The organism is Pseudomonas sp. NBRC 111133, from assembly GCF_001320605.1.
GTDB lineage: Bacteria > Pseudomonadota > Gammaproteobacteria > Pseudomonadales > Pseudomonadaceae > Aquipseudomonas > Aquipseudomonas monteilii.
Genome location: NZ_BCBJ01000065.1, coordinates 15,024 through 28,323, shown reverse-complemented (window position 1 = coordinate 28,323; position 13,300 = coordinate 15,024). Strand labels below are relative to the sequence as shown.

9 protein-coding genes are annotated in these 13,300 nt (G+C 62.7%); 4 read left to right on the top strand and 5 right to left on the bottom strand.

Features of this window, described 5'->3' with window-relative positions; genetic code table 11:
• The first annotated feature begins 28 nt into the window (after positions 1 to 28).
• From APH36_RS14020 to creD, 4 genes are all read left to right on the top strand, one after another.
• On the top strand, positions 29 to 529 hold the full coding sequence (locus tag APH36_RS14020; RefSeq protein WP_060499127.1) for an ATP-dependent zinc protease: 501 nt from the start codon (positions 29 to 31) through the stop codon (positions 527 to 529).
• A gap of 154 nt (positions 530 to 683) precedes the next feature.
• On the top strand, positions 684 to 1,364 hold the full coding sequence (creB, locus tag APH36_RS14015) for a two-component system response regulator CreB (RefSeq protein WP_060499126.1): 681 nt from the start codon (positions 684 to 686) through the stop codon (positions 1,362 to 1,364).
• Positions 1,364 to 2,797, top strand: coding sequence for a two-component system sensor histidine kinase CreC (gene creC, locus APH36_RS14010; RefSeq protein ID WP_060499125.1), 1,434 nt, complete (start codon positions 1,364 to 1,366; stop codon positions 2,795 to 2,797). Before creB ends, creC begins: the two co-directional genes overlap by 1 nt.
• A gap of 95 nt (positions 2,798 to 2,892) precedes the next feature.
• Entirely contained in the window at positions 2,893 to 4,221 is a 1,329-nt protein-coding gene (gene creD / locus APH36_RS14005; RefSeq protein WP_060499124.1) for a cell envelope integrity protein CreD, read from the top strand.
• Between the two features lie 147 nt (positions 4,222 to 4,368).
• Here creD and APH36_RS14000 read toward each other — a convergent pair whose 3' ends face one another.
• From APH36_RS14000 to aceE, 5 genes are all read right to left on the bottom strand, one after another.
• Positions 4,369 to 4,992 (bottom strand): glutathione S-transferase, encoded by a 624-nt coding sequence (locus APH36_RS14000; RefSeq protein WP_060499123.1) that lies wholly within the window; start codon positions 4,990 to 4,992, stop codon positions 4,369 to 4,371.
• Between the two features lie 3 nt (positions 4,993 to 4,995).
• Positions 4,996 to 5,664: a peptide-methionine (S)-S-oxide reductase MsrA gene (gene msrA, locus APH36_RS13995; RefSeq protein ID WP_060499122.1), complete on the bottom strand. Its 669-nt coding sequence runs from the start codon at positions 5,662 to 5,664 to the stop codon at positions 4,996 to 4,998.
• 106 nt (positions 5,665 to 5,770) lie between these two features.
• Complete coding sequence (locus tag APH36_RS13990) at positions 5,771 to 8,461, bottom strand: bifunctional diguanylate cyclase/phosphodiesterase (protein ID WP_060499121.1); 2,691 nt, start codon at positions 8,459 to 8,461, stop codon at positions 5,771 to 5,773.
• Positions 8,462 to 8,745: 284 nt separating this feature from the next.
• Positions 8,746 to 10,356 carry a dihydrolipoyllysine-residue acetyltransferase gene (aceF, locus tag APH36_RS13985; RefSeq protein WP_060499120.1) on the bottom strand — a complete coding sequence of 537 codons (1,611 nt, stop codon included), beginning with the start codon at positions 10,354 to 10,356 and terminating at the stop codon, positions 8,746 to 8,748.
• 13 nt (positions 10,357 to 10,369) lie between these two features.
• Complete coding sequence (aceE, locus tag APH36_RS13980) at positions 10,370 to 13,015, bottom strand: pyruvate dehydrogenase (acetyl-transferring), homodimeric type (RefSeq protein ID WP_060499119.1); 2,646 nt, start codon at positions 13,013 to 13,015, stop codon at positions 10,370 to 10,372.
• Positions 13,016 to 13,300: the final 285 nt, after the last annotated feature.

Here is a 13,300-nt window from a genome sequence, read left to right as displayed (position 1 = left end):
CACTGACCCCTCTCAAGGAAGCCTGCCTGTGAAACCTCTGCTTGCCCTGTTGTCGCTGTTGGCACTGCCGGTAATGGCCGCCGAGCCTACGATCTATGGCCGTTACGAGAACATCACCCTGCCCGAGCTGGGCGAAACCCTTAAAGCCAAGATGGACACCGGTGCTTTCACTGCTTCGCTGTCGGCCAAGGACATCGAACTGTTCACCCGTGATGGCGACGAATGGGTGCGTTTCCGCCTGGCCACGAAAGACTCGGACGGCAAGGTGTACGAGCACAAGGTATCGCGCATCAGCAAGATCAAAGGGCGTGCCGATGAAGAGGAAGAAGGCGATGCGCCGGAAATCTCCAAGCGCCCGGTGGTGGACCTGCAGCTGTGCCTGGGTGACGTGAAGCGCACCGTGGAGGTGAACCTGGTGGACCGCAGCAGCTTCAATTACCCGCTGCTGGTGGGTTCCAAGGCGCTGCGCGAGTTCAAGGCTGCCGTGAACCCCGCCAAGAAGTTTACTGCTGGCAAACCTGGCTGCTGATTCGATCCGCCTGTTCTGGCCCTTTCGCGGGCACGCCCGCTCCCACAGGACTAGCGCTGCTCTGAAGGGCAGCACAGTACCTGTGGGAGCGGGCTTGCCCGCGAAGAGGCCAGTGAGCTAAAAGTGCAGTCTGCCCTCAACAAGGCCGGACGCCATGCCCCATATCCTCATCGTCGAAGACGAAGCCGCCATCGCCGACACCTTGGTCTATGCCCTTCAGGCAGACGGTCATAGCACCGAATGGGTGACCTTGGGCAGCGCCGCCCTCGACCAGCAACGCCAGCGCCCGGCCGACCTGATCATCCTCGACATCGGCCTGCCCGACATCAGTGGCTTCGAAACCTGCCGCCAGTTGCGCCGTTTCACCGAGGTGCCGGTGATGTTCCTCAGTGCCCGCGACGGTGAAATCGACCGGGTGGTAGGCCTGGAAATCGGTGCCGACGACTACGTGGTCAAACCCTTCAGCCCGCGCGAAGTGGCCGCACGGGTACGCGCGATCCTCAAGCGCATGGCGCCTCGGGCCGAGCCTGCCACCGATACCGCGCTGTTCCAGCTCGACACCCTGCGCATGCAGATCACGTACCGTGGCCAGCCACTCACCCTGACCCGCCATGAGTTCCGTCTGCTGCAATCCCTGCTGGAACAACCGCAGCGGGTGTTCAGCCGCGAACAGTTGCTCGACGCCTTGGGCGTGGCCTCCGATGTGGGCTACGAGCGAACCGTCGACAGCCATATCAAGAGCCTACGCGCGAAACTGCGCCAGGTAGCGGGCGACGCCGAGCCGATCCAGACCCACCGCGGCCTCGGCTACAGCTACAGCCCGGACCATGCCTGATGCGCCTGGGCATCCGGATTTTCCTGGTGTACTTCCTGTTCGTCGGGTTGGCGGGCTACTTTTTGCTCAATACCGTGCGCGAACAGATTCGCCCGGTGGTGCGCCAGTCCTCTGAAGAAACACTGGTCGACACCGCCAACCTGCTGGCCGAGATCCTGCGTGATGACGTCAAGGCCGGGACCCTGAACCAAAGCCGTCTGCCCGAAGTGCTCAAGGCCTATGGCACGCGTAGCCCCGGCGCGCAAATCTGGGGCCTGGCCAAGACCCAGGTCAGCCACCGCATCTATGTCACCGATGCCAAGGGTATCGTGCTACTGGACTCCACCGGCGAGGCCCTGGGCAAGGACTATTCGCAGTGGAATGACGTGCTGAAGACCCTGCGTGGCGAGTACGGTGCCCGCTCCACCCGCAGTGACCCCAACGATGAAAGCACCTCGGTGATGCATGTGGCTGCACCGATCACGGATGAGGGCAAGATCATCGGCGTGGTTACCGTGGCCAAGCCCAACAGCTCGCTGCAACCGTACATCGACCGCTCCGAACAGCGCTTGCTCACTTTGGGCCTGGGGTTGATCGGTCTGGGCCTGCTGATCGGTGCAGCATTGTCGTGGTGGCTGGCGCGCTCGCTGCGCCGGCTGGCCCGCTATGCCCAAGCTGTCAGTGAAGGCGAGCGCGCCGCGTTGCCCCATTACAAGGGCGGCGAGCTGGCGCATTTGGCCCAGGCCGTGGAACGCATGCGCACGCAGCTGGAGGGCAAGGCCTATGTCGAGCGTTACGTGCACACCCTGACCCACGAGCTGAAAAGCCCGCTGGCGGCCATACGCGGGGCGTCCGAGCTGTTGCAGGACGAGATGCCGGCCGACCAGCGCGCGCGGTTTGCCGGCAATATCGAGCGTGAGAGCGAACGCTTGCAGCAGATGGTCGAGCGCCTGCTCAACCTGGCCCGGGTCGAGCAGATGCAGGCGCTGGAAGACGAGCAGCAGGTGGCACTGGCGGCGTTGGTGGACGAGTTGTTGTTGGCCCATGCAGCGCGCATCGATGGGGCCAGTCTGCACGTGCGTCAGCGGGTGCCTGCCGGGTTGCGTTTGCTGTGTGATCCGTTCCTGATGCGCCAGGCGCTGGCCAACCTGCTGGATAACGCGCTGGACTTCACCCCCGAAGGGGGGGCGCTGCTGTTCGACCTTGACCGCGATGGCGAGCGGGTGGCGTTGAGCCTGTTCAACCAGGGGCAGGCGATACCGGCGTATGCCATCGGGCGGGTCAGCGAACGGTTCTACTCGCTGCCGCGGCCAGGAAGTGGGCGCAAGAGCACCGGCTTGGGGCTGAACTTTGTGGCTGAAGTGATGCAGCTGCATGGTGGGGCGTTGGCGGTGGATAACGTCGATGGCGGCGTGCGGGTACGGTTGTGGTTGCCGGTGCGGCGTATCAGTTGAGGTAGCTGCGGCCCAATAACACACAATCTCCACACAGTCTCCCCAAGGCCTCCACGCAAGGCGCAGACACTGCGCCCACTGCCACAGGAGGCCCCATGACCAAGACCCTCGGATACAAACTCGGCCTGATAGCCGTGCTCATATTGCTGCTGCTCATCCCGTTGCTGCTGATCAACGGCCTGATCGATGAGCGCCAGGCCCTGCGCGACGACGTACTGCGCGACATCGCGCAAAGTGCCAGCTTCGACCAGCAGCTCAGCGGCCCCCTGCTGGTGGTGCCGTACCGCAAGTACCAGCGCCGCTGGATCGAAAAGGATGGCGAGCGTACTCAGGAAACCAGCACTGTTGCCGGCCACCTGTACTTCCTGCCGGAAACCTTTGACGCCGACCTGGGTGTGGACACCGAACTACGTGCCCGAGGTATCTACCAGGCCCGCCTGTTCCACGCCAAAGGCCGCATCAGCGGCCGTTTCAAGCTTCCGGAGCGCTGGGGCATCGACAAGGACTTCGACGATTACCGCTTCGACAAGCCGTTCCTGGTGGTGGGCATCAGCGATATCCGCGGGATCGAGAACGGCCTGGAACTGAGCATGGATGAGCAAAAGGTGCCGTTCGAGGCCGGTACTCGGCTCGACTGGATGCGCGGCGGCGTGCATGCCAGCCTGCCAGCGCTGGACGGCCTGCAGGCGCGGGAATTCAGCTACGGCTTCGATCTGGCGCTGCAAGGCACTGGCCAGTTGCACATCGTGCCGGTGGGCCGTACCAGCAGCGTGGACATGCGCGCCAACTGGCCTCACCCAAGCTTCGTCGGCAGCTACCTGCCCAACCGCCGCGACATTGATCCCCAGGGCTTCAGCGCCCATTGGCAGACATCGTTCTTTGCCACCAACCTTGAAGACGCCCTGCGCCAGTGCGCCATTGCCGGGCAGTGCACCGACTTCAGTGAGCGCAGCTTCGGGGTGAGCTTTGTCGACCCGGTGGACCAGTACCTGAAAAGCGAACGGGCGATTAAATACGCGCTGTTGTTCATTGCACTGACCTTTGCCGGCTTCTTCCTGTTCGAAGTGCTGAAAAACCTGAGCGTACACCCGGTGCAGTACATCCTGGTGGGCGTAGCGCTGGCGTTCTTCTACCTATTGTTGCTGTCGTTGTCCGAGCACATCGGGTTTGGCCTGGCGTATGGGCTGTCGGCTTCGGCGTGCGTGCTGCTGATCGGCTTCTACCTGAGCCATGTGTTGCGCAGCCTGGGGCGAGGGGTTGGGTTTGCGGCGGGGTTGGCGGCGTTGTATGCGCTGCTCTACGGTCTGCTGAGCGCCGAGGATTATGCGCTGCTGATGGGCTCGCTGCTGTGTTTTGGCTTGCTGGGGGTGTTCATGGTGCTGACCCGGCGGCTGGACTGGGCGCGGGTGGGGAGGGTGGCATGAGGGAGGATAGAGAAATTGGGCGGTGGCTGGCCCAGCGGATTGGGCAGTTGTTTCCTGTTGTACCGAGGTGAGGCCATCGCGAGCTAGCTTGCTCCTACAGGGGCGCCACAGGCCATGTAGGAGTGAGCTAGCTCGCGATAGGGCCGGTCAGGCCACCGGTGCAGTGGCGACCATCGATGGCCGCTGGCTCACTTCGGCATACCACGCTGCCAACCCTGGCTGGCGCTCACGCCAGCCAAACTCGGGCTGACGCAAATCCAGATACCCCAGCGCACACGCCACGCCAATTGCTGCCAGGTCGAACCCGGACATCAACTCGGGCAGGTGCTCATGCTCCAGGTTGGCCAGGCTGCGGCGGATCTTGTCGCCCTGCGCCTGCAACCAGCCGTCCCAGCGTTTGTTTTCGGGCCGCAGGAAGCTTTCATAGCGCGACGACACCGCCGCATCCATGATCGCATCGGCCTGCGACACCAGCGTCATGCGCCGCCAGCGCGCCGAGCCTTCGCGGGGCAAGAGCGGCAGGCCGACGTGTTGCAGGTCGAGGTACTCGCAGATCACCCGGCTATCATGCAGCACGGTGCCGTCTTCCAGGCGCAGGGCCGGGATCTTGCCGATCGGGTTGTCCTGGTTGAGCTGCAGGTCGCCGCTCACCGGGCTGATGTTCACCGGCTGCAGCTGCACCCTTTCGAATTGGCCGGTCTCATGCAACACCACCATGACCTTGCGCACGAAAGGCGACAACGGCGAGTGGAACAGGGTCATCGTGCTCATGCTTCAATTGCCCTGCAGGCTGGGTGGCAGGCAGACACCGGTGCCGCCGATGCCGCAGTAGCCGTCCGGGTTCTTGGCCAGGTACTGCTGGTGGTAGGCCTCGGCAAAGTACACGGTCGGCGCCTGGTCGATTTCAGTGGTGATTTCACCAAAGCCGGCCTTGCTCAGTTCAGCCTGGAAGGCGTCGCGGCTGGCCTTGGCCTGTTCCAGCTGTTCCGGGCTGGTGCAGTAGATGGCCGAGCGGTACTGGGTGCCGACGTCATTGCCCTGGCGCATGCCCTGGGTGGGGTTGTGCAGCTCCCAGAACATCGCCAGCAGCTCGCGGTAGCTGACTTTGTCCTTGTCGAACACCACCAGCACCACTTCGGTGTGGCCGGTCAGGCCCGAGCAGACTTCTTCGTAGGTAGGGTTTGGGGTGAAGCCGCCGGCGTAGCCGACCACAGTGCTGACCACGCCCTCGCGCTGCCAGAAGCGGCGCTCGGCGCCCCAGAAGCAACCCAGGCCGAAGATGGCGAAGTCGATGGCGCCTTCGAAGAACGGGCCGAGCAGCGGGGTGCCTTCGAACACGTAGTGGAACTCGGGCAGGGCCATTGGCGTTTCGCGGCCAGGCAGCGCCTGTTCCGCAGTTGGCATGACGTTTTTGTTCACCAGGATTTCCGAACGCAGGACCATGGCCGTTCCTCTGTGTTTTTTCAGTTGGATAGGTGTTGGGGCCTTCGCGGGCATGCCCGCGAAGGGACCCGAATGGCTTCTATAGTGCCCGAGGATGGCGCCGCTGTCAGGCCACAGGGCCACGCGGGTATCGCTTCAGCCGCTCAGCCAGCTCCCGCCCCGGAATTGGCCGGTCAAACAGGTAACCCTGGCCCACGTCGCAACGGTGCCTGCGCAGAAACGCCAGCTGCTCCGGCGTCTCGATCCCTTCGGCCACTACCTTCAGCTTTAGGTTGTGCGCCATGGCCACCACCGCCGAGGTAATTTCCATGTCGTCCTGGTTGTCGGGGATCTCATTGATGAAGCTGCGGTCGATCTTGAGAATGTCGATCGGAAACTTCTTCAGGTAGCTCAGCGACGAGTAACCGGTACCGAAGTCGTCCATGGCCAGGGTCAGGCCCAAGGCCTTCAGCTCGTCCAGCTGGCGGTGGGTGTCTTCGGTGGCTTCCAGCAGGAGGCCTTCGGTCAGCTCCAGCTCCAGCAGGTGCGGTGGCAAGGCTTCTTCCTTGAGGATGGTGCTGATAGAGGCTACCAGGTCGGGGTCGGAAAACTGCTTGGGCGACAGGTTGATCGCTACGTGCAGGTTGCCCAAGCCGGCCTCGCGCAGTTGCTGGCTCATGCTGCATGACTGGCGTATCACCCATTTGCCAATGGGAATGATCAGGCCGGTTTCTTCTGCCACGCTGATGAACTGATCCGGGCGGATCATGCCGCGCTCGGGGTGGTTCCAGCGCAACAGCGCTTCCAGCCCCAGCAGGCGACCGCTACGCAGGCAGATCTTGGGCTGGTAGAACACTTCCAGCTCGTTCTGGGTCAGGGCACGGCGCAGGTTGTTCTCGACGAACAGCTTGTAGCTGGCTTCGGCATTGAGCACTTCGGTAAACACCTGCACCTGATGCTTGCCGTTGGCCTTGGCCTTGTGCAACGCCAAGCCGGCGTTTTTCATCAGGCTGGCCGGGTCAGCGCCGTGCAGCGGTGCGTAGGCCAGGCCCACCGAGGCCGTGACGTTGATCAACTGGTTGTCGACGAACATCGGCTTGTCGAGGGTGCGCAGCAATTGCTGGGCAACGCCCTGGCCATCTTCCAGGCTGGTGTCGTCAAGCAATACCGCGAACTCGTTACTGGCAAAGCGCGCCAGGATACCGCCGGTGTGCAAGCTGTTGCGCAGGCGGCGGGCCAGGCTGATCAGCAGCTTGTCGCCGGTCTGGTGGCCAAGGCTGTCGTTGATGCGCTTGAAGTTGTCGATGTCCACCAGCAGCAGGCACATCGCGCTTTCGCCATCGCGGGCAAAGCACTCGTCCAGGCTGCGGATGAACGCCGGGCGGTTGCCCAGGTTGGTCAGGTTGTCGGTGTAGGCCAGTCGCTCGATGCGCTGCTGGGCCAGCTTGGTCTGGGTGACGTCTTCGTAGATGCCGATGTAGTGGGTCAGCTCACGGTTATCGCCGTACACCTTGGAAATCGACAACTGGCCCCAGTAGGGCTCCAGGTTCTTGCGCCGGCTCCTGAATTCGCCCTGCCAGCTGTTGCCCATGGCCAGGCTCGACGGCGAGTCGAACAGCAATTCGCTGAGGTTCTCCAATGCCGGCAGCTCACCCAGGTGGCGGCCTTGCACTTCTTCGGTGCTGTACTGGGTGATGGCGGTGAAACTCGGGTTGACGTACTCCACACGGCCATCGCGGTTCACCAGCAAAAAGGCGCTGGCGCTTTGCTCGACGGCACGCTGGAACAGGTGCAATGCGCTGGCCGCAGTGCGCCGGTTGTGGTTGGTGATGACTTGGGCGAACTGGTCGGCCAGCTCACCTGCAAAGGCTATCTCGTCCGATTGCCAGGCCCGTGGCTGGCCGGTCTGCTCCAGGCACAGCACGCCGACGACCTGGCCATCGACACGGATACTGGCGTCGAGCATGGCCTTGTTTTCCGGGCACAGGCTTTGCGCCAGGGCGCGGGTACGTGGGTCGTGGCCGGCGTTGTGGGCGTCGATGGCACGGCTGGCGTGCAGCGCGTCGAGGTAGTCGGGGAAACGGCTGGCATCGATGGCTTCGGGCTGGCGATGCTCTTGTGCATCGCGGTACCAGGCGGTGATCGGTTCCAGACGCTGGTCGTCCAGGTGCCAGATGCTGGCGCTGTCGACCTTGTAGATTTCGCAGGCGCTGCGGGTAATCAGCTGGGCAGCTTCCAGCAGCGAGTTCCCGGCACTGTAGCGCTGGCGAGCCAGGCGCAGGATCAGGTCCTGCTGGCCGTGCACGCGCTCCAGGTGTTCCAGCTGCTCTTGCTGGGCGCGTTGGTTCAGTTGCAGGGCCAGCTGCAGGCGGTTGTTGCGTGATTCCAGGTCGTTGGCGTCGGCTTCGCCGGTATCGTCCAGCAGGTCATCGAGCACGCTCAGGTAGCCGCGCAACAGCTGGCGGTTATGCTGCTTGTAGGTTTCACCCACCTCCAGCAGGCGCAGCGAGGCGCTGGGCGTGTGCAGGGTGTAGCGCACGCGGTAGTACCCGCGCTGGGCCAGTTGCAGTTGGACCTCGTCGTGCAACCGGTAGCGAACTTCGGGTTCCATCAGGCTGGCGTAGGGTGCGTCTACCAAGGCACACAGGTCGCCGGCGTGCAGGCCAAACTGGCGCTCGCAGGCCGGGTCCAGGTAGAGCATGGCCCAGGTGGCTTCGTTGAGCCGTTCGAAACGCAGCATGCCGAGCCGCGAGGGCACGGGTAACGGCGTGACGACCTCGGCCGCCACACGGCTGGCGGCATCGGGTTGGCTTTTCATCGAAGACTCGCTTGAAGAGGGAACGCGGCCTTGCGGCGGCGGCAGATTCGGCAAGGTTGCATCATGTCCCGAGGGCTGGCAAGCGGCCATGCGTGATGCTGTGTACAGGTTATCGGCTGTCAGGGCTGATTCTGTAGTTTGGCTGGAGATTTTAGGGCTGCTACGCAGCCCTAATGTGCCTTGTGTCAGGCAAAAAAAAAGCCCCGCCAATCGACGGGGTTGAGGTACGAGCGTGGCAGCTCGAAAAGGGTACTGCCCCTCGCAAGGAGGGGCAGCGGGCCGCCTTACAGCAGCATGGTGCGGATATCGCCCAGCACGTCGCCCAGGCGCTTGGTGAAGCGCGCGGCGGCTGCGCCGTTGATCACACGGTGATCGTAGGACAGCGACAGTGGCAGCATCAGCTTAGGCTGGAAGGCCTTGCCATCCCACACTGGCTGCATGGTCGCCTTGGAGACGCCCAGGATAGCCACTTCCGGCGCGTTGACGATCGGCGTGAAGCCGGTGCCGCCAATGTGGCCGAGGCTGGAGATGGTGAAGCAGGCGCCTTGCATCTCGTCGGCCGACAGCTTCTTGGTGCGGGCTTTTTCGGCCAGCGCAGCCGCTTCGGCAGCCAGTTGCAGCAGGCTCTTCTGGTCGACGTTCTTGATCACAGGGACCAGCAGACCGTCCGGGGTGTCCACGGCAAAGCCGATGTGCACGTACTTCTTGCGGATGATGGCCTTGCCGCTTGGTGCCAGCGAGCTGTTGAAGTCTGGCAGTTCCTTGAGCAGGAAAGCACAGGCCTTGAGCAGCAGTGGCAGCACGGTCAGCTTCACGCCAGCCTTCTCGGCCACGGCCTTCTGCGCAACGCGGAAGGCTTCCAGCTCGGTGATGTCGGCGGAGTCGAACTGGGTCACGTGCGGCACGTTCAGCCAGCTGCGGTGCAGGTTGGCAGCACCGACCTGCATCAGGCGGGTCAGGGCCACTTCTTCCACTTCACCGAACTTGCTGAAGTCCACGGCAGGGATCGGCGGGATGCCGGCACCGCCGGTTGCACCGGCTGCTGCCGGAGCTTCCTTGGCCTTCTGCATCATCGCTTTGACGTAAACCTGCACGTCTTCTTTCAGAATGCGGCCGTGCGGACCGGTGGCGGCAACAGCGCCCAGGTCGACACCAAATTCACGGGCCAGCTGACGAACGGCTGGGCCTGCGTGAACCTTGGCGTTGCTGCCAGCGGCCGGTGCGGTAGCAGCCGGTGCCGGGGCGGCAGCCGGAGCAGCCTCAGCCTTGGCTGGCGCCGGGGCAGCAGGGGCCGGAGCGGCAGCCGGGGCTGCGCCAGCGACCTTCAGTTTGAAGATCAGGTCGCCAGTGCCGACTTCGTCTTCCAGCTTGCACAGCACTTCTTCGACCACGCCAGCAGCTGGCGACGGGATTTCCATGGAGGCCTTGTCGGACTCCAGGGTAATCAGCGACTGGTCGGCTTCGACGGTGTCGCCGACCTTGACCAGCACTTCGATGATCTTGGCCTTGCCCGACGAGCCGATGTCCGGCACGTGGATGTCCTGCACGCTGGCGGCAGCCGGGGCTGCGGCTGGCGCAGGGGCAGCTTCGGCAGCAGGCGCTGGGGCAGCAGCCGGGGCCGCAGCTGCAGCGGCTGGAGCCTCAGGGGCCGCAGCAGCGGCGCCCTCGGCTTCCAGAACCAGCAACTCGTCGCCTTCTTTCAGGCGGTCGCCCAGCTTGACCTTCAGTTCCTTGATGACGCCGGCCTTGGGGGCCGGGATTTCCATGGAGGCCTTGTCGGACTCCAGGGTCAGCAGGCTCTGGTCAGCCTCGATACGGTCACCGACCTTGACGAACAGCTCGATGATTTCACCTTCACCGCTGCCGATGTCAGGTACGCGAATGAGTTCGCTCACTTAAAAATACTCCTCAGCAGTCCAGTGGGTTGCGCTTGTCCGGGTCGATACCGAACTTGACGATAGCGTCTGCAACAACCTTGGGTTCGATCTCGCCACGGTCAGCCAGGGCTTCCAGGGCAGCCAGCACCACGAAGTGGCGGTCGACTTCGAAGAAGTGACGCAGCTTCTTGCGGCTGTCGCTGCGACCGTAACCGTCGGTACCCAGGACCTTGAACTCTTTGCTCGGCACCCACTGGCGAATCTGTTCAGCGAACAGCTTCATGTAGTCGGTAGAAGCGATGACCGGGCCTTTGCGACCGTTCAGGCACTGCTCGACATAGGTCTGCTGTGGCTTCTGGCCAGGCTTCAGACGGTTGGCGCGTTCCACGGCCAGGCCGTCGCGGCGCAGTTCGTTGAAGCTGGTGACGCTCCACACGTCGGCACCGACGTTGAACTCTTCACGCAGGATCTTCGCCGCTTCGCGGACTTCGCGCAGGATGGTGCCGGAGCCCATCAGCTGTACGTGGTGCGCGGCTTCGCGGGTGTCTTCTTCCAGCAGGTACATGCCCTTGATGATGCCTTCCTCGACACCGGCCGGCATGGCTGGCTGCTGGTAGGATTCGTTCATCACGGTGATGTAGTAGAAGATGTCCTGTTGCTCTTCGGTCATCTTCTTCATGCCGTCCTGGATGATCACCGCCAGCTCGTAGCCGTAGGTTGGATCGTAGGTGCGGCAGTTCGGGATGGTGCCCGCCATCATGTGGCTGTGACCGTCTTCGTGCTGCAGGCCTTCACCGTTCAGGGTGGTACGGCCGGCGGTACCGCCGATCAGGAAGCCGCGGGTGCGGCTGTCGCCAGCGGCCCAGGCCAGGTCGCCAATGCGCTGGAAGCCGAACATCGAGTAGAAGATGTAGAACGGCAGCATCGGCTGGTTGTGGCAGCTGTACGAGGTACCGGCAGCGATGAACGACGACATGGCGCCGGCTTCGTTGATGCCTTCCTCGAGGATCTGGCCCTTCTTGTCTTCGCGGTAGAACATCACCTGGTCTTTGTCGACTGGCTCGTAGAGCTGGCCGACCGACGAGTAGATGCCCAGCTGGCGGAACATGCCTTCCATACCGAAGGTACGGGCTTCGTCCGGGATGATCGGGACGATGCGCTGGCCGATTTCCTTGTCCTTGACCAGCTGCGCCAGAATACGCACGAAGGCCATGGTGGTGGAGATTTCGCGGTCGCCCGAGCCGTCCAGGATCGCTTTCAGCGTTTCCAGTGGCGGGGTCGGTACGCTGAAGCTCTTGGCACGGCGCTGTGGCACGAAACCGCCCAGGGCAGCACGGCGCTCGGCCAGGTACTTGGCTTCGGCAGAACCTTCTTCCGGCTTGAAGAACGGCAGGTTTTCGAGGTCGGCATCCTTGACCGGGATGTCGAAGCGGTCACGGAAGTGACGCAGGCTGTCGACGTCGACCTTCTTGGTGTTGTGCGCGGTGTTCTTGGCTTCGCCGGCACCGGTACCGTAACCCTTGATGGTCTTGGCCAGGATGACGGTAGGCTGGTCTTTGTGGTTGACCGCCTGGTGGTACGCCGCGTAGACCTTGTACGGGTCGTGGCCACCACGGTTGAGCTTCCAGATCTCGTCGTCGGACAGGTCTTCGACCATGGCCTTGAGTTCTGGGGTGTTGAAGAAGTTTTCACGAACGTACGCGCCATCTTTGGCTTTGTAGTTCTGGTACTCGCCGTCGATGACTTCGTCCATGCGGCGCTGCAGGGCACCGTCGGTGTCCTTGGCGAACAGTGGGTCCCAGAAGCGGCCCCAGACAACCTTGTTGACGTTCCAGCCACCGCCACGGAAAACGCCTTCGAGTTCCTGGATGATCTTGCCGTTGCCGCGAACCGGGCCGTCGAGGCGCTGGAGGTTGCAGTTGATGACGAAGATTAGGTTGTCCAGCTTCTCGCGGCCGGCCAGGGCGATTGCGCCCAGGGATTCCGGCTCGTCACACTCGCCGTCGCCCATGAAGCACCAGACTTTCTGCTTGCCGGCCGGGATGTAGCCGCGCGCTTCCAGGTACTTCATGAAGCGGGCCTGGTAGATGGCCTGGATCGGGCCCAGACCCATCGATACGGTCGGGAACTGCCAGAAGTCAGGCATCAGCCATGGGTGCGGGTACGAAGACAGGCCATTGCCGTCCACTTCCTGACGGAAGTTGTTCATCTGGTCTTCGTTGATGCGGCCTTCCATGAAGGCGCGGGCGTAGATGCCTGGGGAGGCGTGGCCCTGGAAGAAGATCAGGTCGCCGCCGTGTTCTTCGGTCGGGGCCTGGAAGAAGTAGTTGAAGCCGATGTCGTACAGGGTGGCACTGGAGGCGAAGCTGGATATGTGTCCGCCCAGGTCCGAGTCTTTCAGGTTGGTGCGCATGACCATGGCCAGGGCGTTCCAACGCACCATCGAGCGAATGCGGCGTTCCATGAACAGGTCGCCAGGCATGCGTGCTTCGTGGGTGACAGGGATGGTGTTGCGGTATGGCGTGGTGATCGCATACGGCAGCTGGGAGCCACTACGGGTGGCCAGCTCGCCCATACGGGTCATCAGGTAATGAGCGCGGTCTTCGCCTTCTTTGTCGAGGACCGACTCCAGGGCATCCAGCCATTCCTGGGTTTCGATTGGATCGAGGTCTTGCATGGCTTGCTCCAGGGCGGAAAGGCAACCAGAATCGATTGCCTGAAGTTGCGACTGGCCTTATGGGCAGACGTCGTGAATTCTTGGATTACCGGGGTGTCTTCCGGCGCGTTGTAGTTTTACTACATTTGCTTTCGCATTTCATGCTTTTACACGACACGAGTAGTAGTAAAACTACATTTGTGCGACGTTTGGTCGCACCTTGGCTTGTGAGGAAAAACGTTCATGTTGGTTGGCATTGTGTCGCGAACGGGTGGTTCTTGATGATTTTTGCCAGGTTTTCGTTTT